Here is a 21,189-nt window from a genome sequence, read left to right as displayed (position 1 = left end):
TGATTACCCTTTCTTACGGCTGAAGGCAAATTGGGCGAGTGCGGCTATCAAGATAATAATAAATAACACTTGAGAGGCAGCAGCAGCCATACCAATATCCCAGCGACGGAAGCCCGCATCGTAGATAAACATGACAATAGAGCGTGAAGCGTTATTTGGACCGCCATTTGTCATCAATAATGCTTGTCCGAACAATTGGAATTGCATAATGATCTGGATGATTAATACCAGCACGATGGTGCGAGTGATCGATGGGAACGTAATACTTCTAAACGTTGCCCATTTACTGGCGTTATCGAGTTCTGCAGCTTCGTACAATTCTTTCGGTATCTGCTGTAGTGCAGCCGTAAACAAAATCATCGGTAAGCCTAGGCACCACCAAATCGTAGCAATCGCAATTGAGCCTAAGGCCCAATCGGGGCTCGATAAAAACGGAATAGGCGTCATATCAAAGGCTTTAAATACCATCGACATAAAGCCATCATTAGGAATAAAAATAATACGCCAAATGAGGGTGACGACTGTTACTGAAAGGATCGTCGACGCAAAGAAAATGCCTCGCAAGATATTTGCTGTGCGCGTTTGACGGTTTAGTGCGAGCGCCAAAAGCAACCCAACGATAATTAATGCGGGAACAGTCAGTAAAACAAAGTAGAATGTGTTACCGACGGTTTGGAGAAAAATGTCATTTGAGAATAACCGTTCATAGTTTTTCCATCCGACATAATGACCAGGGCTAAATAGGTCGACTTTTTTGAAGCTGAGATCAATGCCCCAAACCAGCGGAACCGCAATCATACCGATAAAGATGCACATGTAAGGAGCAATAAACAGCATGTTACTCCAGCGCTCTTTATTTGAGCGAGCTTCAATCATGATGTCCTCCTTGATAGGCTTTTTCTTTCGAGTCAAAAAGGTGCATATTTTCGAAATCAAAATTAATCGAGACGCGCTGTTGGTTTTCAACTTCTTGTTTGCTTGATGTTTCGACAATGATGGTATGTTTATTTTCAAGTAACACGTGTACCAATGTACGATCGCCTAAACGCTCAATAAACTGTACTTCGCCGCTGGCGTGAGCTTTGGCTTCATCTTCTGTGATATAAATATCTTCAGCTCGAATGCCCATCTCAAATTGAGAATCGTCAGGAAGTTTTGCGGTTTCAATGGTCGATGTGATGGGTTTTACTTGATTAATGTGTACGGTAGCGAAGGGGTCATTACGATCAAGTTTATCAACCGGCAATATATTCATTGCGGGTGAGCCGACAAAGCGTGCCACAAATTTACTTGCAGGGTAGCGGTAAATTTCAATCGGTGAGCCGATTTGTTCAATGTGACTTTGGTTTAATATCACGATGCGATCCGCTAATGTCATCGCTTCAATTTGGTCGTGCGTAACATAAATCATGGTCGCGTTCACACGATTGTGCAGATCAGCAAGCTCGATGCGAGTTCGGCTACGCAAGGCAGCATCTAAGTTAGAAAGAGGTTCATCAAATAGAAAAGCGCTTGGTTGGCGAACAATCGCACGACCGATAGCAACCCGCTGTCTTTGACCACCAGACAGTTCCGCAGGTTTGCGATCCAGTAAATGTTCAATTTCTAAAATTCGGGCGGCATCTTTAATACGCGTTGCGATTTCATTTGGAGGTGTCCCAATATTTTTAAGGCCAAACGTCATATTGCCTTCAACGGTCATATGGGGATAGAGCGCATAGCTTTGGAAGACCATGGAGATACCGCGTTCACCGGGAGCGAGTGTATCTAGTCGATGCCCATCCATCCAAATCTCCCCATCTGAGAGGCTTTCAAGACCAGCAATCATACGCAGCAAAGTTGATTTTCCGCAGCCAGATGGCCCTAAAAATACGACAAATTCATTTTGTTTAATGTTAAAAGAGATATCGTTGAGGACGGTTGTATCACCAAATTCTTTAGTTAAATTTTTAATCTCTATAGAAGATGCCATGAACGGTTTTCCTTTTTATTATCTTTTATAGGGTGTGTCGAGTAATTAAGTAATGTTCCGGTGGTTATCATATGACTCATATTATTAATCTGAGTAGCTGTTTCGCTTAGAAAAGTACAATACCTCACAAAAAGAGGGTAATAAGTGTTCGGAATTATGTATTTAGTCACACATCGGCGATAAGAACTTAAATTAACTCTTGCTATGATTTTATGACGATTTTGTCTTAAATATGGATTAAATTGCTACTGGCCTTATAAACCTAATGAAAGTCATAACTTGCGAATACTATTTGCTGGGTTATGTCTGGTGTTTCTTGTTTTTATAAAACCAAGAAAAAACGGCTAAAGTATATGGGTTCTTTGGGTGCAGGCATTGAAGGTGCCAAATGATAAGTTTTATCTATGGTTACTTAGTATTTTGGTGTGTTGGTGCGTAAATTAGGCCAAAGCTTGTAAAGTGATAGTTTTCAGAGCAAGCGTCACTAGCGTGACCTGAATGTTTCGACATCCTTATTGAGGCGATCCATGAGACTGTTGAGTCATTATCGAAGAGTGCGACTTCTTTTCTATATAGGGTCATTTCGAACCGCCAATAGAACGAATCTATTGATGGTTTAATGCCGCTTCCACCGCATGTATTAATGATGGTTATAATTCACCAGGCCAATCAATAAAACTCTGTTTTAATTATGATATTTATATTTAATTCAAAGAATTAATTTATTTTTCAGAGAAGAACAACAGCGCTTGAATGAGAACAATTTGCGTTTATAATGCAAGGATGCATCTATATTGGCAATGTAGCTAAGAGATTGTTTTTAAGGAAGTTAATCATGCGAAATTTAGTAGTCAGTCTTGTTGTGGTATTGAGCAGTTTATTTTCTGTGTGCTCATACGCCACAACATACCCGCTTACAGTGACAGACATGGCCGGACGACACGTTAAAATTAACTCTGAACCACAACGTTTAGTGTTACAAGATGGTCGCGATGCGATGATGCTCGCCGTATTAGATAAAGATGCACCATTTAAACGTGTGGTGGCGTGGAACAATATTCTGAAAAAAAATGATGTGGGTCTATGGACACGCTTAGTCAAGCAATGGCCTAAAGGCAACGACATTCTTGATATGAACTTTGGGGATAGTGGTGAGTTAAATTTAGAAGAAGTATTAACGCATCGCCCTGATTTACTCGTTGCTGAATTGCGTTCAAAGCCAGCGCTTGAGCAAGGTGGTGTCATACGTACACTGAAAAAATTAGATGTGCCAGTACTGTTTATTGATACGGCAGAGCATCCAATTAAAAATGCTCCAGCAAGCGTTAAATTATTAGGCAAGGTGTTGAACAAAGAAGCGAACGGTCAAGCTTACTACGATTTTTACCAAGCTCATTTAAAGCATGTTAAAGAAGGCGTAAAAGCGGCGGTTGCTATGCAAGGCGGTAAGCGTACTAACGTATTTATTGAAGCTCATGCGGGACTAAAAGGCGCGAATGATTGCTGCTTTACCCATAATCATTTTGGTTGGGCTGATTTAGTTGAAGCCGCAGGCGGTCACAATTTAGGTTCTGAGCTACTGAAAGGCCCAACGGGCGTAGTCGCGATGGAAAAAGTTCTCGCGCTTGATCCACAAGTGTATGTGATGACTGGCAGTCAGTGGCGTGGTAAGAGTAAATCTATTGCCCTACCACTAGGGTATGATGTTAAAGAACAAAGTGTACAAACATCGTTCACTCACTTACTTTCACGTCCCGGTTTTAAACAAATGGCGGCGTACAAAAACCAGCGTATATACGGTGTTTACCACCAATTCTATAACCATCCTTACAATATCGTTGCCATTGAAGGGCTAGCGAAAGATTTCTATCCAGAGCAATTTAAAAATATCGACCCAACAGAAACGTATCAAACCATCTTAACTCGTTTCACCGATATTAAGCGTGATGACCACTTGACGTTATTTTCACACGCGAAGGAATAACGATTTCCTATGAATGATGTCTCTCAAACACTGGGCCACGTGCCCAGTTATCACGTTTATAAAAGTAATGTTCGTCGTAAAGTCGTGCTGTTAGCGGGCTGTTTTGTTTTAACCTTAATCGCCATCGCTGTTGATTTATTATCAGGTTCAGGAACGCTTCCTTGGTCACAGGCGTTTGAAGCACTGGTTCATCCTGAGCGTGTCTCACGTATGGTACAGGTCGTCATGTGGGATTTGCGTATGCCAGTGACTATTACCGCGGTCATTTCCGGTATTGGTTTGGCATTGGCAGGGTTATTAATGCAAACCGTGCTAGATAACCCATTAGCAGAACCATTTACCTTGGGAATTTCTTCGGCCGCGGGGTTTGGTGCCGCGCTGGTCATTGTCTTTCAAACGACGTTATTTAGCTTTCTTCCGGTTGACTATTTATTGACCGCTAATGCGTTTGTGTTTTCATTGGCGACCGTATTATTTATTGGGATTTTCTCTGCGCGTAAAGGCTTGTCGGTCGAGATGATTGTCATGCTTGGTATAGCGGTGCATTTCGTGTTTTCAGCGTTACTTGGGCTTGCGCAATATGTGGCCGATGTAGACCAACTGCAGTCTCTTGTATTCTGGCTGATGGGTTCTCTGCAAAAGAGCACATGGACCCAAGTGGGCATTAATACCACGATAACGGTTATCATTGTGCCTATATTGCTGTTTTTATCGTGGCAAATTTCGGCACTACGCGGTTTTGGTGAGCAAGCACAAGTGCTTGGTATTTCAGTGGCTCGCTTACGTATGTTGCTATTAGTCTTTGCCGCGCTATTGGCGAGTGCGATTACCGCCACCATTGGTGTGGTTGGGTTTATTGGCTTGGTGGCGCCTCATGTGGCGCGCATGCTCGTCGGCGAAGATCAGCGTTTCACCCAGCTAATGACGATGATTATTGGCGCATTAATTATGACGGTATCATCGATCATCAGTAAACTTCTGATTCCCGGCGTGATTTTACCTATTGGGATGGTGACATCGCTATTGGGAGTGCCATTTTTCGTTTGGTTAGTCTTCGGACGTAGCATGGGGAGACGATAATGCTCAGTGTCAATCAATTAGCCGTCACGATTGGTCGCAATGAGATTTTAAAACCTGTAAGTTTTGATTTAGATGCAGGTCAATCTCTGGCGCTATTAGGGCGTAACGGGGCAGGAAAATCGACGCTGGTGAAAGGATTAGCGGGCTTGGTTAAATCAACCGGCATGACGAAAGTGGATAGCTTGACCATTAATGACATGACGGCCAAAGATCGTAGTCAAATCATTGGCTATGTCGCACAAGATTTTTCTTCTACTAGTGTTCGCTTGTGTGTGTTTGAATTGCTTCTATTGGCGCAAAATAGCCAAAATATGAGTTTTCGTGCTTCGCCAGAAAGTCTGGTATTAGCTCAAGAAATGCTGGATAGGCTGGGCCTAGCGCATTTGAGTGATCGTATGTTGAGTGAAATGTCAGGCGGACAACGTCAAATGGTAGCATTGGCATTAGCCTTAATTCATAAACCTAAACTATTATTGTTAGACGAGCCGACATCTGCGTTAGATTTATCGAATCAACTACAGTTGCTACAGGTCGTGCGTGATTATACCAAAGAGCATGATATTTATACGATTATGGTATTGCATGATTTAAATTTGGCGCATCGCTTTGCCGATCAAACCATGATTTTAGAGTCGGGCGATATTGCGGCCGCAGGAGACACCCACGAGGTGCTGACGTCCGAGCAAATTGCCAAAAGTTATGGGGTCAATTGTGAGGTGTTTGTTGGGTCGGATGGATTTCGAAGTATTCATCCGCTCTCGTCGGTATAGATGAGCTCATTATTGACACATACTGAAGCCGTGACCTTGATGGGTTAAAGTGTGAAGTACGCTAAACGGTGGTGAGTGGCCTAATTTGACAATAAATAAACAACAAATCGATTGTTATAGGGTTTGTTGTTTATTTCTCATCGGTGTTTATGATACCAATAGGAATAAGAAGAAACTTTTCGATTCTGTTCATTCTTAGAGATCGGAGGCAATATGGCTTTTAACGTTCCTCCTATAAAAACGACGGATACTGATGACGTTCGCAACGTTGGATTTGAAATCGAATTTACAGGACTCACACTCACCCATGTCACCAGTATTTTGTCCAATGTATTTGGCGGCGAACTCAAGCAAAAATCTGAAGTTGAGTATGAGTTGCACACTTCAGAGTATGGTAAATTTAAAGTAGAGCTCGATTGGGAGTTTCTCAAAAATGCCGCTTTAGAAGCGAAAATGAACGACCATCGGCACAAACGTGTTGAGTTCTTACATCAGATGGCATTGTCTGTGGTGCCTCTCGAAATCGTATTCCCGCCCTTCCCATTAGATAAATTAGATAAGCTTGATGAGATCATTATCGCGCTGCGAGAAGCGGGGGCAAGAGGCACCGATGATTCAGTCGTGGCGGCGTTTGGTGTTCATATCAACCCTGAAATTCCATCGCTAGATGTGGCGACGTTCCAAGCGTATTTACGTGCTTTTGGGTTGCTCCAATGGTGGCTTAATGAGTCTCATGAAGTCAATTTTGCGCGTAAAATGAGCCCATATATCAAGCTTTACTCAGAAGATTATGTGGAGCGCCTTCTCGCCAAAAACTATGAAGATTTGGATGAGTTGATTGATGATTACCTCGCGCACAACCCAAGCCGCAATCGGGCTTTAGATATGCTGCCGCTGTTTGCGTATGTGAATGAAGATAAAGTTAAAAAAGTAATCACGGATAGTAAGGTCAATGCCAGACCAACGTTTCATTATCGCTTGCCTAACTGCTTAATTGAACACACCGGATGGAGCTTTGCCTCTTCATGGAATATTTGGCATAAGGTCGAAGTCTTGGCTGCCGATCCAGATGCATTGGCGTTTTTATCTCGTCGTTTTAAAGAGATGTCTTTGCCTGTCATTGGCGTCAAACGAAGTGAGTGGATTAGGGAAATAAATCTATGGATAAAAAGCCAAGAATAGGGGTAACGGGAAGTCATCGGCGTTGGTCTCCGTCGTGGTGGTGCACTCGGTTTGCATTGAAATTAGCCGGTGCACATCCTGAGCGGATTAGCACTCAACATCCGTGGTCTGGGAACCGTTTTGATGGCTTAATCATCGGCGGCGGCGATGATATTGATCCGGAACATTATGGCGAAACGTTTGGGGAAAGAGATAAATTCGATCCGGAGCGAGATCAGCTCGAAATCCAGTGGATAGAGTGGGCATTAAACCACAATATTCCGGTGTTAGGGATATGCCGAGGATCGCAGCTTGTGAATGTGGTTCGCGGCGGAAACTTATATGAAGACATCTCCAAGTTACGTAATCTTACCTATAATCGTCCAGGATTATTGCCCACCAAACAAATGTTCATAGATAGAAGCTCTACGTTATTTACGGTATGTGGTAAACCTAAGTTACGTGTTAATAGCTTACATCATCAAGCGATTAAAGAGGTGGGGAATGGTTTGCGTATTGTTGGTCGCGATCTTGATAGCTTTGTTCAAGCCATTGAAAGTACCGATGATAAGGCTATTTTTGGCGTGCAATGGCACCCAGAATATCTTTTTTACTTACCGAGTCAGTTTTCATTGTTCCGTTGGTTAGTCACTTCATCCGATGAGAATCAGTAAAGTGCCATACCGATTTCCTTGCTGTGTAGCACCTGATTGTTGTCATCACGACTGCGCCTTAATCGTGATTCATATCCAGCATACTTCACGATACTAGAGTCGGCCGTCTTCTGTGCTTAAGAATACGGCCGAATGATAGGTTGCGCCAAGCGGCATACTACTAGCGGCGACGCGGCTGCCCCCAAATACTTGCGGCACTGACCGCGAAAACCGACAAAGTGATTAATGACAATGCCGGAGCCAGTACCACCCAATAACTGCGTTCCACATAAGGCATGCCCTCAGCTAAAATGCGCCCCCATTCTGGGCTTGGTGGCATGGCTCCTAAACCAAGAAAGCCGAGTGAGGCTAAAGCTAATGCCATCCCAGGGACACGCAGCATGGCATGGCGTAGCAAGGGTTTAAAAATCGCCGGTAACACATAACACAGTTGGCGTCTTATTGTGCCTACCCCGATAAGTGGTAACATTTGTATATAAGATCGCGCTTTGACTTCTTCTGTCAGCGCCGCTGCGTGCGCCGCTAACGGTGCCCAGCTGACTAATAAGACGGCAATACTTGCGCCAATCATTCCCGGCCCAGAGACGGCGACAATCAATAGCCCTGTAATAACCGGCGGTAGCGCATTGGCCATTTCAATGGGACCGGCCATAAGGCGCGGAAATTGCCCGATGATGAAGCCAATGACTAAACACAGTACAGCAATGGTTAATGCGACTAAGCAGGTATAAAAACTGCCATGGGCAACGCGCGCGAGAATATCTCTTCCCATTGCATCAGCGCCAAACGGCAGTTGCCATGATGGCTCAGCTAATCGAGCGTATTGGATCATAAAGGGATCTCTAAATATTCCTACCGCAATAACAAGACTGAGCAGCAGTAAACAAATCCACGGGAGAGAGCGGGCTTTGCCTGATGGTGTTGTGGTGTGCTCTTTCGCCGGTGGTAAAGCCCCTAAGCGCAGCGCACGACCCAAAAGCAGGTAGCGCAAAAGGTTAACGCTAATACCAGTGATAAACGCGATGGTAAGAATAAACAGTATGCCCAATTGCAGTGTTGGCATGTCTTTAGCAATCGCGGCCCCCAAAGTGGCACGGCCTAAGCCAGGAATAGCAAACACTTTCTCGACCGCAATTGCCGCGCCCGTTAATGACACTAACACCAGTCCCATCAAGGGTAATACGGTGGCAATCGCACGCTTTAATACAGCAATAGTGATGTGCCAGCGACTGATACCGGCAACACTCCAAGTGGCAATCCAAGGTTCAGTAAAAACGTGAGCGATGGTGTCAGAAAGTAATCGACCTAAATATCCGCCCGCGGGTATCGCAAGAGAGAGCGCAGGCAGCACCGCATAGTGGACACTTTTCCAGCCAAATGGTGGAAACCACTGCAACCAAATAGCACCGATCAGAAGTAATAAGGAAGCCAACAGAAATTCAGGTAACGCGGTGAAAATAACGGCGATAATACCATGACTACGATACGCATCACCTTGTAAACCCCGTTTGATAGTAGGAGCGGCTATTACTAAAGCAATGACTAGTGCTGCCGTGAGCGCAAAGCCCATTAAACTCAATGACACACTCGCTGCATTGAGCATACCATCCATAATAGGCCTTCCTGATACCCAAGATACGCCGGCATCACCATGTAGGAGGCCTTGTAGCCAACTCATCATAAGGTGCATAGGACCTTGGTCTAGACCCAGTGCATCGCGGATCGCTTGCAGTGCCTCAGGGCTCGGGTTTTGCTCAGCAGAGCGAGCCCGCAATAATGCAAGAGCAGGATCGTGGCCGGACAGCCAAGGAAGCAGAGCGACGACAACCACAACGCCTGCTAGTGTTAGCAGGCGTGAAAGGCTAGAGAGTAACGTTATAAAACGTAAAGAACGGAACGCGGTAAAGCTCGTCATAAAATCAGATTATCTCTAAGAAGTTAAGGCGTTGTAATGTTGTCATCGACAAGATGAGTCGCGCTATCAATTAATACGCGTTCACGAGGATCGCGCAGCGCCCCTTTTACCTGTAAAGATTCACCTTGGATAACTCGTTCATGCAACATTGGGATCGCGGCATCGCTTTTAAGAATAAGACGTTCTGCTGCCATAATAGCGGCTTGACGCTCTTTTCCTGCAGGTAGCTGACTGGCCTTATGCAGTGCTTGGTCGATATTAGCTTGGCACAGCTGAGCAATATTAAATGAACCATTACAAGCAAAGTCGCTGTACATATAAGCCACCGGATCGCCTGAGTCTAACACGGTCGCTCGTGACAATATGAAGGCATCAAACTTGCCAGCTAACGCATCAGATTCTATCTGGGAGTATTCACGGACATCCTGCTTAACGTTAAAGCCGGCTTGGGTGAGTTGCTGGGCAAGGTACACGGCGACTTCCGGTAATTCGGTCCGATCGGTAAAGGTTGCAAGGGTAATGGTTTTTCCCTGAGGATTACCTGCTTTTGTTGGATTAGCCACGGGGTGGCGCAGTTTAGCCGCCCAAGGTATCGCAGGCCCAAGCAATCCGGTGGCAATATCAGCGCGTTTTTCATAAACGTTATTGACGATGACTTGACGATTAATCGCATCACGTACCGCTGCACGCATCGCCGGATCTTTCATGACACCACGCTTGGTATTAAGGTACAAAGTGTTGGTACGTGGCATTGGAACTTCGTGTACTAAAGCCGGATCTAATAATGGGGCTTGTGATACCGGAATCGCTTCCACAATATCAGCGTTGTTAGTACGTAATGCCGCCGCGCGGGCGATACCATCTGGTACGAAACTGACATCAATACCTGACGCCTGTGCTTTATCACCCCAATAGTGGTCATAGCGATCTAACGTGGCGCCACTCGTGCCTTGTATTTTGGTTAATACAAAGGGGCCAGTGCCCGCTTTTATCGGATTAATGATGCCATTTTTTCCGTATGCGTTAGGCGATAAAATTGCAAGCTGAGGACTTGTCATGCGTTGTGCTAATAATGGGTCTGCCACTTTGCTCGTCACAAGGACAGCATTGTCACCATCGGCTTTAATTGTTAAATCAACACCATCAAGAATACGCGGCTTAGGTGACGCTTGCGTGGCGGCTTGTAGCGCATTTACTACACTGACGGCTGTCAGTGACTCTCCATCATGAAACGTAACCTCAGGACGTAGCTCAAAGCGCCACTGAGTCGGACTTATTTGTTCCCATTGTTTGGCGAGAGCGGGTTGTAATTGGCCGTCTTTGTCTAACACAGTTAGGGTTTCTGCCGTGCTCCAACGTGACAGTTTAAACGCATCATCACTTAATGGCGTGAGACCTGAGCGCGGCGGTTGCAGCATGGCTAAACGTAAACGCCCGGAGTCAGTCACCGCGGATTGTTGAGCGGTGGCACTCGTGTTATCGGTATTATCAAAACACCCACTCAAGGTCGTGACGGACACCATGAGGCCTAACAGTGACCATGTTTTATAATGCGTTGATTTCATGAATGAGAATGTCCTTGTATTAGATGGCTCGATAATGGCCGATGATGGGTTAAATGGTGAATATGGCATGGCATACATGGCACCGCTGCCAATAATTGTTGTGTATACGGATGATGTGGCGCTTGCAGTACTTCTTGAGTGTGGCGGTCTTCGACTACATGACCCTGATTCATGACCAATAACCGATCGCATAATCCTGCAACCATTGAAATATCGTGTGTGACGACAAGTAGCCCCATGTGATGCTGCTCGCAGACATTACCAAGCAGTGTTTTCATTTGCTCACGTAACGGAAAATCCAATCCGCTGGTGGGCTCATCAGCTAATAAAAATTGCGGTTTGATGATAAGCGCGCGCGCTAATGCAATGCGCTGGGCTTGTCCGCCAGACAATTCCCCAATGGTTTTTTGCAATACATTATGAGGTAATTCGACTTGTTCGACGGCATTGTGTAAGTCTTGTGCGCTAGGCATGCGGCGCTTTAAACGCTTCATTGGCTCTATCAATACTTGTTGCACTGTTTGCTGGGGCGGCAAAGAATGATGCGGATCTTGAGGTATGTATTGTACTTGCTGGCGATACCAATTAAGTGAACGCCATGGACGAGCATCAATGACGCGTTGTTGACATGTTAAAGTACCACCGTTTGGGCGCACAAGACCTAACATCAGCTTTAGTAGGGTGGATTTACCACTTCCTGATGCGCCCACTAAGCCCACGCGCTCTTTATGCGTCAAAGCCAATGATAAATCAGCGATGATCGGCGTGGCTTGCGGAGCAAAAGTCACATTGGATAGTTGCAAAAACGTAGAAGAGAGACTCATGCTGGTTGTACCTTATGGATAAAGGGCGCAATGTATTCATCGGTGGTTTTTACCGCGGCAACCAACCGTTGTGTATACGGGTGTTGCGGGGCCGTTAACAGGTTTTCCATCGAGCCTTGCTCAACAATTTGACCGTCGTACAATACTATGGCTCGCTCGCAAAGCTGCGCCGCAACGTGAATATCATGGGTAATAAATAGCAATGAAAGCGGTGTGCCGTGTAAGTGCTCACTGTGGTCACACGCGTTATTTTTTGTACATTGTTTGAGCAAATCGACCACTTGCTGTTGATTAAGTACATCCAATGCGGTGGTAGGCTCGTCCGCTACAAGTAGATTGGCGCCACTGAGCAAAGCCAGTGCGATGCACAAACGCTGACGTTGTCCACCTGACAATTCGGCAGGCAGACGAGATAGCAATGTATCGCTATCGGTGATGTGCATTTTTTCCAATAAAGATGAGAGCTCATGCTGGGAACCAATATGAGTACTTAGGGATAATTGCTTGCCGACACTCATTAATGGATTGAGGGCACCAAAAGAGTCTTGAAAAACCGTCGCGACACGGCCTAAATTAGAGCGCTGTAGTATCGGCTGGTGGGTGACGTCATGCCCATTGACTGTCACTTTTCCTGAAATTTGGCAATGCGGTGGCAAGGTGCCACTTAACGCTCGCGCCGTCAGTGACTTCCCCGATCCCGATGCGCCGAGCAGACACACGCGCTCACCTTGGTGAAGCTGAAAACTGATGTTTTTTACCAGTTCTTGATGACTTATCGCAAGGGACAAATTGTCGACATGTAAAATACAGGAAGAGGGTAGTAATTCAGGCACTGAATGATCGTCATTAGGTTAATTTAAAGATGTTATAACATATCAATATAATCAACCGCTAGCGTCACAATCATTAGTTTGTTTCAAATTGTAACAGCCAATAAGTGAACGTGATTAACGCGAATATAATAAAGACCTGCTGTGTGAAAGCTTGCCTCTATGATCAGCTCGTAAATCAGGTATCATGCTAGTATGTCCAAGATTTAAGGTCCTCATGAATATACCGATTAAAACCGATTTACCGCCAGAAGAAGTGGCGTGCTCAAACTGTGAAGCATGTTGTTGCCGCCTAGAAGTGATGATCATTTCCGATACGGGTGTGCCAGAAAAACACATCAAGCGTGATGAGTGGGGCGGTGAAACCATGTTACGGTTAGAGGATGGCTGGTGTTCTGCCATGGACAGAGACACCTACATGTGTACGATTTATGAAAACCGTCCGTGGATATGCCGAGAGTTCGAAGTAGCTTCTTATGAATGTCTTGAAGAGCGTGCCAAGTTTCTCTAATTTACCCGGTCAGTTGCATTTGACCTAATCGCACAAGCCCGTATTTGTGACGGCCTTTAGCGAGTAAATCGTCTGCGGTGAATGAGTCTTAAGTGTATTTATTAAATCGAAAGGAAAGTATATGTCGAGTAAAGTCTATGTGTTTGCGCAATTTAAACCAAAAGAAGGCAAAGAAGCGGAACTTTTCGAAGTACTAAAAGCATTAGAGCCGGATGCACACAGAGAAGATGGTTGTATTCAATATACTGTGACGCGTCAAATTAGCCACCCGAGCGCGATGAACAACGATTATCCGATTGTGTTCAATGAAATTTGGCAAAATAGTGACGCGTGGGCTGCCCATGGTCGCCGTCAGCAAATCCATGATTTCTTTGCAACTCATGTGGCGGATGAACATGGCTTAGTCGCTGATGCGATGGTCACAGCGTATACCGATGAAGGTTATGATTACGATGCGCCTATTTTTGACTAGCCTGCTGGCTCGGTAATGAGTGTTTACAATCAGGCATAAAAAAACCGGCGCTCAATGAGCGCCGGTTTTTTTGCAATGCTGGGAATTAAATACCCGCACGCTTAAGAAGGCCTGCCATCAAGGCTGAGCTTGATTTTACTTGCTTACCTTTTTTCAACAATTTGTTCGACAAGTTAGTGTCGTTAATGTTTCTCGCAATATGTGCCATTGATTGGTAAAAGTTAGCGGCAGATGGGTTCGACTTGGTTTGCTGCAGTGGCGTCAGTAGTTTTGCCATTTCTGAGCCTTTCATGCCTTGCTTGTTGGCATATTTCTCAACCGAGTCTAATAAACGATCCATATCTTGCATGGCTTCGTTGGTTTCTGCGCCTTGTTTCTTCATCTCTTTCATGTTGCGCTTGCGGATCTGTTTGATCACAAAGCTTGGTGTGTTGAGTTTACGCACACCCCAGTAGCCAGCCGCGACAACCAGGATAATTCCCCCGATTGAATAGCCCCAGCCTGAATTCATAAAATCTAATACCGACTGCATAACAGACGCGGTACTGCTTGTATTTGTGGATACGTCAGACATTCACCGTCCCAACCTTTTACTTAATAATTTAAACAATTTGAATACGACACTGTCATTACAACAATTTCGCGTGAATGAGGCAAACCTTGCTTTGGTTTAGAAGTCCCTTTTATATGGACGCTATTAGATAAAAAACAACCGAGAATAGCAACCGAATATTTGAATAAGATAGTATTTGGTAGAAAGATCGAACAAAAACACAATGTTATTGCATTTTACTCGCATTCTGCCCGCGATTGTTATTGTTCTAAGCCCCGATTAGAGCTGATAGCGTGGATAAAAACTGTTATTATGCTCACATTCACAAGCCACTTATAATGGCTTTTTACGTTTTTGACCTCCAATTTAGGATTTCTTGTGCTATCAACTGCAAACATCACCATGCAATTTGGCGATAAGCCATTATTTGAAAACATCTCAATAAAATTTGGCAATGGCAATCGTTACGGCCTTATCGGCGCGAACGGTTGTGGTAAATCGACCTTTATGAAAATTTTAGGCGGTGAACTGGAACAATCGTCAGGGACGGTTATCACCGATCCAAACGAACGCATGGCGAAGCTAGGTCAGGATCAGTTTGCATTTGAAGATTACTCAGTCATTGATACTGTCATCATGGGCCATAAAGATTTATGGAAAGTAAAAGAAGAACGTGACCGTATTTACGCTTTGCCAGAAATGTCTGACGAAGATGGCATGCGTGTGGGTGATTTGGAAGTCGAATTCGCAGAAATGGATGGCTATTCTGCCGATGCGCGTGCCGGAGAATTGTTGCTTGGTTTAGGTATTCCTGAAGAGCAGCATTACGGTTTGATGAGTGAAATTGCTCCAGGCCTTAAATTACGTGTTTTGCTAGCACAGGTGCTGTTTGCTGAACCAGAAATCATGTTACTTGATGAGCCGACCAACAACTTGGATATGCATACCATTGCGTGGTTGGAAGAGATTTTGTTAGCACGTAACTGCACCATGATCATCATTTCCCACGACCGCCACTTCCTTAACACTGTGTGTACTCACATGGCTGATTTGGATTACGGTGAATTGCGCCTTTTCCACGGTAACTATGATGAGTACATGATTGCAGCGGAGCAAGCTCGCGAACGTCTACATGCCGATAACGCGAAGAAGAAAGCACAAATTGCGGAGCTGAAAACGTTCGTAAGTCGTTTCTCTGCAAACGCATCAAAAGCGAAGCAAGCGACCTCTCGTCAAAAGCAATTAGATAAAATTCAGCTGGATGAAGTGAAACCGTCTAGCCGTCAATCGCCATTTATTCGCTTCGATCAAGAAAAAGAATTATTCCGTAATGCGCTAGAAGTAAAAGGTCTAACGCAAGGTTACGATGACAACATGCTTTTCAAAGACGTTGACCTTATGGTGGAAGTAGGTGAGCGCATTGCCGTTATCGGTGCTAACGGTATTGGTAAATCAACCTTGCTTAATACGCTAGCTGGGGTGATGGAACCGAAAGCAGGTAATATTAAATGGTCTGAAAACAGCAACATTGGTTACTATGCTCAAGACCATGCTCATGATTTCAGTGAAGATATGACCTTACTGGATTGGATGGGTCAATGGAAAAATGACGGCGATGACGAGCAAACCCTACGTGGTATTCTTGGTCGTATGCTGTTTTCACAAAATGATATCAAGAAATCAGTCAAAGTCCTGTCGGGTGGTGAACAGGGCCGTATGTTGTTTGGTAAACTTATCATGCAACGTCCAAATATCTTATTGATGGATGAGCCAACCAACCACATGGATATGGAGTCAATCGAAGCCGTTAACCTTGCGTTAGAAAACTACAAGGGAACGTTGATGTTTGTGTCTCATGACCGTCAATTCGTTTCTTCTATCGCGACGCGCATTATTGAAATCACCGATGCAGGTGTCAACGACTTCCATGGTACGTACGATGAGTATCTTGCTAAGCAAGGCTTAGCGGGCTAAGCCATTGGTTTGATGGATGAGTGTTTTCATCACAACTTAAAAAAGAGCAGTGTTATCACTGCTCTTTTTTTATGCTTGTCTATTTGGGACATCTTTGCGCTCGCTGGGCCTCTTCCATCACGCTAAGATCTCGGCACGCCATTGGCTTATCTATCATGATCAATAGTTTTAATAGAAAATTTTTCTATTATTTATATTTAAAGAAAAATTTATTTATATATTTGATTAATTTAATAGGAAATATAGTGAAATAATTATTCGTTACTGAGGTTATAGTTGGTTATCAGCGCAATGCGGCGTAACGACAACTGGCGGTAAGGAATGTTTATGAATACACAACTTTGGACTCCCTTTATTAAAGTTCTGCAACATGAGGTGGTGCCAGCATTAGGGTGCACAGAACCGGTCTCTGTTGCGCTTGCTGCCGCTATCGGTGCGGCACGCTTATCGGCGCCGACTCAATGTATTACGGTCAATGTTTCTCCTAATTTGATGAAAAATGGTATGGGCGTTGGCATTCCAGGGACAGGGATGGTTGGCCTACCTATTGCCGCGGCGCTTGGCGCGATTGCGGGTAACCCTAATGCTGGTCTAGAAGTATTAGAAGCGATTACCCCGCATGATGTAGAGCAAGCCAAGCAATTAGTCGACGCGCAAGCGGTGTCGATGACAGTCGCGCCCGTCAATCATATTCTTTATGCCAAAGTGACGGTCAGTGATGGTGATAATAATGTGGCGGTCACGATTGCCGACGCGCATACTCACGTAATTTCAATCGAGGAAAATGGGCTTACGATGTATCAAGCGCCTGTTACCTCTGAGTCTTGCGAAACCTCAGCAATGTTAAACGTCACCGCAATTATGTCGGATGCGAAGGCGCAAGATATTGATGAGTTTGCCCGTCATGCGCCACTTGCTGATATTGAATTTATAGAGCAAGCCCAGCAATTAAATGATGCCCTTTCCAAAGAAGGTTTGCAGGGCGATTATGGTCTACAGATTGGCGCGACGTTACAACGCAATATTGACCGTGGCTTGTTGTCGAACGATTTACTCACCCAAGTGTTGATGCGCACATCGGCGGCGTCCGATGCTCGAATGGATGGCGCGATGAAAGCCGCCATGAGTAACTCTGGTTCAGGTAATCAAGGGATTGCGGCAACAATGCCTGTGGTGGCCACTGCACAATTTATCAATGCAACTCGTGAGCAAACATTACGTGCGCTTGTGCTCACCAATTTGATGGCCATTTATATTAAAGCGCAGCAACACAAATTATCTGCTCTGTGTGGCGCAACGACGGCAGGAATGGGCGCAACTGCGGGTATTACTTATTTATTGGGCGGCGATTATCAACAAGTCAGTTATGCCGTCAGCAGCATGATAGGGGACGTCGCCGGAGTAATTTGTGATGGCGCCAAAACCGCATGTGCGATGAAAGTCTCCTCATCAGCGGGGGCGGCTCTTAAAGCAGCCCTAATGGCGATTGATAATCAGTTTGTTTCGGGTCAAGAAGGCATCGTAGCCAATAATGTGGATGACTCTATCGCTAATTTATCAGCGTTAGCCAATGGCTCGATGATGCAAACAGACGTCCAAATTCTCGATATTATGGTTAGCAAGTCAGTGTAGGTTATCTTAGGTTAGGTTGTGACACAGTGCCATGATTTGAACTGGGTGGTAGATTTAGTACGTCAGTATGATACGGTGAGAACGTATATTTTGGTCGATTGTGTAGGAACGAATCTCAGAGCATTGCAGTGTTCTACACCATCACCGCCACTTAAGGAGTTCTCATGACATCAGCAGCACGAATTCAGTTTCACGATGGTCACTCAATACCGCAACTTGGTTTAGGCGTATGGAAAGCGTCCAATGAGCAGGCGGCATTAGCAGTAAAAGAAGCGATACAATGTGGGTATCGACACATTGATACGGCCGCGATTTATGGTAATGAAGAAGGCGTTGGTGAAGGCATTAGACAAAGCGGTATTTCGCGTGAAGATCTCTTTCTGACCACTAAGGTATGGAATGATGCGCAAGGCTATGATGCGGCGTGGGAAGCTATTAAGCAAAGTCTTAAAAAGCTAGGTACCGACTACGTTGATCTATTGCTGATTCATTGGCCAAGACCGAATAAATGTTTATATGTCGAAACTTGGCAAGCGCTCATCGAAATGCAAAAACAGGGATTAGTTAAGTCCATCGGTGTGTCTAACTTTACCGAAGGTCATCTCAAGCATTTAGTTGCAGATACTGGTGTGAAACCTGTGATCAACCAAATTGAGCTGCACCCTTATATGCAGCAACAAGCGATGCAGCAAGCGCACGAGTCAATGGGAGTGGTCACAGAGTCGTGGAGTCCGTTGGCACAAAATAATGCACTCAGCGATAGCGTTATCGAAACGATCGCGAAAAAGCATGGCAAAACGCCAGCACAAATCATCATTCGTTGGCACATTGAATCTGGGAATGTCGTTATCCCTAAATCAGTGACGCCGTCACGTATAAAAGAGAACGGAGATGTGTTTAATTTCTCATTAGATCAAGATGATATTACTGCAATTGCGTCGTTAGAGCGTGGTGAACGCCTCGGACCCGATCCAGAAACATTCAATTAATCATGTAACTATTGCTCGGTGAGCGGAAGGTTAACGGTTTCGCTTAAAACACATGAGCTAAAAAGGGCGTCCGCATGATGTTGCGTACGCCCTTTTTTACGTCAATTCTTGTTTATCGATGTACTATGAAAATAGCCCAGATGACAAGTAACGATCGCCGCGGTCACACACAATGGCAACCACAATAGAGCCTGGGTTTTCATCGGCAATTTTTATGGCTGCACTCACAGCGCCACCTGAACTAACTCCCGCACAAATGCCTTCTAAACTAGCAAGTTCACGGGCGGTCTTTATTGCGTCCTGCTCTTCAACATCAATCACTTGATCAACGTTCGCCGCATCAAAAATACCGGGTAAATATTCGGCCGGCCACCGACGGATACCCGGGATTTTACTCCCTTCAGATGGTTGTAAACCCACAATTGTGACATCAGGTTTTTGTGATTTGAGGTAACGAGAAACACCCATAATAGTGCCAGTGGTTCCCATACTCGATACAAAGTGAGTAATTTTACCCTGCGTTTGTTGCCAGATTTCTGGACCGGTTGATTTGAAATGGGCCTCGGGATTATCGGGGTTATTAAATTGGTCGAGCACGATGCCTTGGCCATTTTGTTGCATACTCAAGGCAAGATCTCGCGCCACTTCCATCCCTTCAACTAAAATAAGTTCGGCTCCGTAAGCCTTCATTGAATCGACCCTTTCTTGGGTAGAAGACTGTGGCATGATCAGTATCATTTTATAGCCTTTTATGGCTGCGGCCATAGCTAAAGCGATACCAGTATTGCCGCTGGTGGCTTCAATTAACGTATCACCAGGTTTAATTGTTCCGCGGTCTTCAGCACACTGAATCATATTAAACGCCGGACGATCTTTGACAGAGCCTGCAGGGTTATTCCCCTCCAGCTTCACTAATACGGTACTCGTGGTATTACCTGCCAAACGCTGTAAGCGAACGAGTGGGGTATGACCGATATAATCGGCGATAGTTGGAAATTCTGACACGAAGAAGTCCTTATGTAGTATTGATGGAGTCGATAATCCGATTAACAAGCGTCATTATGTTTGAGCTAGCGGTTATTAAAAAGTTCTTTAATATAAAAAACAAGGATTAAATCTAGAAACTACAAGGTTTGGTAAGGTGTTATATCAAAAGGTTATATTGTTTGGATTTATCATTCTTAGAAATTCTAATACTCTGTTGTGAATAATAGGAACAACACCGTATACGGAGTATTCATGAAATATCCATTTTCCAAAACGTTGCTAGCGAGCGTGTTACTGGCGAGCAGCTTTGCAGCATCAGCGGCAGAACAAACGTTACTTAACTCATCTTATGATATTGCCCGCGAGCTATTTGCCAGTTACAACCCATTGTTTAAAAAACACTGGAAAGAAGAAACAGGTAATGATGTCACGATTAAACAATCCCACTCAGGTTCATCAACCCAAGCGCGTGCTATTTTGCAAGGTATGCCAGCAGATGTGGTCACATTTAATCAAGTAACAGACGTTCAAGTTTTGCATGATAAAGGTAATTTGATCCCAGCAAACTGGCAATCTAAATTCCCAAACAACAGTTCACCGTATTATTCGACCACCGCATTTTTAGTTCGTAAGGGAAATCCTAAAAATATTCACAGTTGGAAAGATTTAGCCCGTGATGGCGTATCATCGGTATTTCCTAACCCAAAAACCTCGGGTAATGGACGTTATACCTATTTGGCCGCGTTAGGCTATGCACAAAAGACCTTTGGTAAAGACGATATTGCTGACCAAAATGCGTATTTGAAAAAAATGCTGCGTAATGTTGCCGTCTTTGATACCGGTGGTCGTGGTGCAACGACATCTTTTGTGGAACGTGGCTTAGGCGATGTGTTACTTACGTTTGAATCTGAAGTGAATAACATTCGTGATCAATATGGTTCCGACAAATACGAAGTGGTTGTACCTAAAACCTCGATTCTTGCTGAGTTTCCCGTCGCTGTGGTTGATGCCAACGCGAAAAGCCATGGCACTGAAAAATTAGCGCATGAATATTTGAATTATTTATATAGCAAACCTGCACAACGCCTATTGGCTAGCTTTAATTATCGTGTTGATGATAAAGATGTGTTGGCTGAAGAAGCCGATCGATTCCCTAAAGTGGATCTGATGACAGTGAAACAAATCACCGGCGGTTGGCCGAATGCGATGAAAACGCAATTCTCACGTGGTGCGCGCTTAGATCAATTACAGCGTCGTTAAACGTATAACTGTATGATGCCTGTATAGATTTACGGG

The 21,189-nt window shown here is 44.6% G+C and carries 19 protein-coding genes; 11 read left to right on the top strand and 8 right to left on the bottom strand.

Going from position 1 to position 21,189, the window contains the following annotated elements; all coding sequences use genetic code 11:
• Positions 1–3 precede the first annotated feature (3 nt).
• Together OCU30_RS16675 and OCU30_RS16670 are read right to left on the bottom strand one after the other, a co-directional pair.
• Positions 4–876, bottom strand: coding sequence for a carbohydrate ABC transporter permease (locus tag OCU30_RS16675; protein WP_077314843.1), 873 nt, complete (start codon positions 874–876; stop codon positions 4–6).
• Positions 869–1,972 carry an ABC transporter ATP-binding protein gene (locus OCU30_RS16670; RefSeq protein ID WP_077314844.1) on the bottom strand — a complete coding sequence of 368 codons (1,104 nt, stop codon included), beginning with the start codon at positions 1,970–1,972 and terminating at the stop codon, positions 869–871. The genes OCU30_RS16675 and OCU30_RS16670 overlap by 8 nt, the downstream gene beginning before the upstream one ends.
• An 835-nt stretch (positions 1,973–2,807) precedes the next feature.
• On the opposite strand from OCU30_RS16670, the gene OCU30_RS16665 reads away from it, so the two are divergent.
• From OCU30_RS16665 to OCU30_RS16645, 5 genes are all read left to right on the top strand, one after another.
• Positions 2,808–3,956: an ABC transporter substrate-binding protein gene (locus OCU30_RS16665; RefSeq protein ID WP_077314845.1), complete on the top strand. Its 1,149-nt coding sequence runs from the start codon at positions 2,808–2,810 to the stop codon at positions 3,954–3,956.
• Positions 3,957–3,965: 9 nt separating this feature from the next.
• The gene (locus tag OCU30_RS16660) at positions 3,966–5,036 is read left to right on the top strand and encodes a FecCD family ABC transporter permease (RefSeq protein WP_077314846.1); all 1,071 of its coding nucleotides are present in this window, start codon (positions 3,966–3,968) and stop codon (positions 5,034–5,036) included.
• Positions 5,036–5,806, top strand: a complete 771-nt coding sequence (locus tag OCU30_RS16655; protein ID WP_077314847.1) for an ABC transporter ATP-binding protein — start codon at positions 5,036–5,038, stop codon at positions 5,804–5,806. Before OCU30_RS16660 ends, OCU30_RS16655 begins: the two co-directional genes overlap by 1 nt.
• A 213-nt stretch (positions 5,807–6,019) precedes the next feature.
• Positions 6,020–6,988 (top strand): amidoligase family protein, encoded by a 969-nt coding sequence (locus OCU30_RS16650; RefSeq protein WP_077314848.1) that lies wholly within the window; start codon positions 6,020–6,022, stop codon positions 6,986–6,988.
• Complete coding sequence (locus OCU30_RS16645; RefSeq protein ID WP_077314849.1) at positions 6,967–7,641, top strand: gamma-glutamyl-gamma-aminobutyrate hydrolase family protein; 675 nt, start codon at positions 6,967–6,969, stop codon at positions 7,639–7,641. The genes OCU30_RS16650 and OCU30_RS16645 overlap by 22 nt, the downstream gene beginning before the upstream one ends.
• 160 nt (positions 7,642–7,801) lie before the next feature.
• On the opposite strand, the gene OCU30_RS16640 is transcribed toward OCU30_RS16645, so the two are convergent.
• Genes OCU30_RS16640 through OCU30_RS16625 form a run of 4 tightly spaced genes read right to left on the bottom strand, consistent with a single transcriptional unit; the run spans position 7,802 to position 12,778 of the window.
• Complete coding sequence (locus tag OCU30_RS16640) at positions 7,802–9,556, bottom strand: ABC transporter permease subunit (protein ID WP_077314850.1); 1,755 nt, start codon at positions 9,554–9,556, stop codon at positions 7,802–7,804.
• A 23-nt stretch (positions 9,557–9,579) separates the two neighbouring features.
• On the bottom strand, positions 9,580–11,121 hold the full coding sequence (locus tag OCU30_RS16635; RefSeq protein WP_077314851.1) for an ABC transporter substrate-binding protein: 1,542 nt from the start codon (positions 11,119–11,121) through the stop codon (positions 9,580–9,582).
• Positions 11,118–11,945 (bottom strand): ABC transporter ATP-binding protein, encoded by an 828-nt coding sequence (locus OCU30_RS16630; protein WP_077314852.1) that lies wholly within the window; start codon positions 11,943–11,945, stop codon positions 11,118–11,120. Before OCU30_RS16630 ends, OCU30_RS16635 begins: the two co-directional genes overlap by 4 nt.
• Positions 11,942–12,778: an ATP-binding cassette domain-containing protein gene (locus tag OCU30_RS16625; protein ID WP_205408814.1), complete on the bottom strand. Its 837-nt coding sequence runs from the start codon at positions 12,776–12,778 to the stop codon at positions 11,942–11,944. Before OCU30_RS16625 ends, OCU30_RS16630 begins: the two co-directional genes overlap by 4 nt.
• Before the next feature lie 214 nt (positions 12,779–12,992).
• Here OCU30_RS16625 and OCU30_RS16620 point away from each other — a divergent pair, with 214 nt between their 5' ends.
• The gene (locus tag OCU30_RS16620) at positions 12,993–13,286 is read left to right on the top strand and encodes a YkgJ family cysteine cluster protein (RefSeq protein ID WP_077314853.1); all 294 of its coding nucleotides are present in this window, start codon (positions 12,993–12,995) and stop codon (positions 13,284–13,286) included.
• A 121-nt stretch (positions 13,287–13,407) separates the two neighbouring features.
• Complete coding sequence (locus OCU30_RS16615; RefSeq protein WP_077314854.1) at positions 13,408–13,758, top strand: putative quinol monooxygenase; 351 nt, start codon at positions 13,408–13,410, stop codon at positions 13,756–13,758.
• An 85-nt stretch (positions 13,759–13,843) separates the two neighbouring features.
• On the opposite strand, the gene OCU30_RS16610 is transcribed toward OCU30_RS16615, so the two are convergent.
• Positions 13,844–14,332: a hypothetical protein gene (locus tag OCU30_RS16610; protein WP_077314855.1), complete on the bottom strand. Its 489-nt coding sequence runs from the start codon at positions 14,330–14,332 to the stop codon at positions 13,844–13,846.
• A 357-nt stretch (positions 14,333–14,689) separates the two neighbouring features.
• Between OCU30_RS16610 and OCU30_RS16605 the strand changes: the two genes are divergently transcribed.
• The 3 genes from OCU30_RS16605 to OCU30_RS16595 all read left to right on the top strand — a co-directional run bounded on the left by OCU30_RS16605 (position 14,690) and on the right by OCU30_RS16595 (position 18,906).
• Positions 14,690–16,285, top strand: a complete 1,596-nt coding sequence (locus OCU30_RS16605; protein ID WP_077314856.1) for an ABC-F family ATPase — start codon at positions 14,690–14,692, stop codon at positions 16,283–16,285.
• Positions 16,286–16,612: 327 nt separating this feature from the next.
• Positions 16,613–17,917 (top strand): L-cysteine desulfidase family protein, encoded by a 1,305-nt coding sequence (locus OCU30_RS16600; protein ID WP_077314857.1) that lies wholly within the window; start codon positions 16,613–16,615, stop codon positions 17,915–17,917.
• Between the two features lie 164 nt (positions 17,918–18,081).
• Positions 18,082–18,906 carry an aldo/keto reductase gene (locus OCU30_RS16595; protein ID WP_077314858.1) on the top strand — a complete coding sequence of 275 codons (825 nt, stop codon included), beginning with the start codon at positions 18,082–18,084 and terminating at the stop codon, positions 18,904–18,906.
• 123 nt (positions 18,907–19,029) lie between these two features.
• Here OCU30_RS16595 and cysM read toward each other — a convergent pair whose 3' ends face one another.
• Positions 19,030–19,911 (bottom strand): cysteine synthase CysM, encoded by an 882-nt coding sequence (cysM, locus tag OCU30_RS16590; RefSeq protein ID WP_077314859.1) that lies wholly within the window; start codon positions 19,909–19,911, stop codon positions 19,030–19,032.
• Positions 19,912–20,145: 234 nt separating this feature from the next.
• On the opposite strand from cysM, the gene cysP reads away from it, so the two are divergent.
• The gene (cysP, locus tag OCU30_RS16585; RefSeq protein WP_077314860.1) at positions 20,146–21,153 is read left to right on the top strand and encodes a thiosulfate ABC transporter substrate-binding protein CysP; all 1,008 of its coding nucleotides are present in this window, start codon (positions 20,146–20,148) and stop codon (positions 21,151–21,153) included.
• Positions 21,154–21,189 lie beyond the last annotated feature (36 nt).

It is taken from the genome of Vibrio palustris, from assembly GCF_024346995.1.
Taxonomy (GTDB): Bacteria; Pseudomonadota; Gammaproteobacteria; order Enterobacterales; family Vibrionaceae; genus Vibrio; species Vibrio palustris.
Note: the sequence above shows the minus strand (reverse complement) of the source record. Positions and strands in the feature narration are given on the sequence as shown.

Excerpts from the sequence above, each read along its gene's own strand:
- OCU30_RS16675 (WP_077314843.1), bottom strand. The coding sequence starts at position 876 with ATGATTGAAGCTCGCTCAAATAAAGAGCGCTGGAGTAACATGCTGTTT.
- OCU30_RS16670 (WP_077314844.1), bottom strand. The coding sequence starts at position 1,972 with ATGGCATCTTCTATAGAGATTAAAAATTTAACTAAAGAATTTGGTGAT.
- OCU30_RS16665 (WP_077314845.1), top strand. The coding sequence starts at position 2,808 with ATGCGAAATTTAGTAGTCAGTCTTGTTGTGGTATTGAGCAGTTTATTT.
- OCU30_RS16660 (WP_077314846.1), top strand. The coding sequence starts at position 3,966 with ATGAATGATGTCTCTCAAACACTGGGCCACGTGCCCAGTTATCACGTT.
- OCU30_RS16655 (WP_077314847.1), top strand. The coding sequence starts at position 5,036 with ATGCTCAGTGTCAATCAATTAGCCGTCACGATTGGTCGCAATGAGATT.
- OCU30_RS16650 (WP_077314848.1), top strand. The coding sequence starts at position 6,020 with ATGGCTTTTAACGTTCCTCCTATAAAAACGACGGATACTGATGACGTT.
- OCU30_RS16645 (WP_077314849.1), top strand. The coding sequence starts at position 6,967 with ATGGATAAAAAGCCAAGAATAGGGGTAACGGGAAGTCATCGGCGTTGG.
- OCU30_RS16640 (WP_077314850.1), bottom strand. The coding sequence starts at position 9,556 with ATGACGAGCTTTACCGCGTTCCGTTCTTTACGTTTTATAACGTTACTC.
- OCU30_RS16635 (WP_077314851.1), bottom strand. The coding sequence starts at position 11,121 with ATGAAATCAACGCATTATAAAACATGGTCACTGTTAGGCCTCATGGTG.
- OCU30_RS16630 (WP_077314852.1), bottom strand. The coding sequence starts at position 11,945 with ATGAGTCTCTCTTCTACGTTTTTGCAACTATCCAATGTGACTTTTGCT.
- OCU30_RS16620 (WP_077314853.1), top strand. The coding sequence starts at position 12,993 with ATGAATATACCGATTAAAACCGATTTACCGCCAGAAGAAGTGGCGTGC.
- OCU30_RS16615 (WP_077314854.1), top strand. The coding sequence starts at position 13,408 with ATGTCGAGTAAAGTCTATGTGTTTGCGCAATTTAAACCAAAAGAAGGC.
- OCU30_RS16610 (WP_077314855.1), bottom strand. The coding sequence starts at position 14,332 with ATGTCTGACGTATCCACAAATACAAGCAGTACCGCGTCTGTTATGCAG.
- OCU30_RS16600 (WP_077314857.1), top strand. The coding sequence starts at position 16,613 with ATGAATACACAACTTTGGACTCCCTTTATTAAAGTTCTGCAACATGAG.
- OCU30_RS16595 (WP_077314858.1), top strand. The coding sequence starts at position 18,082 with ATGACATCAGCAGCACGAATTCAGTTTCACGATGGTCACTCAATACCG.
- cysP (WP_077314860.1), top strand. The coding sequence starts at position 20,146 with ATGAAATATCCATTTTCCAAAACGTTGCTAGCGAGCGTGTTACTGGCG.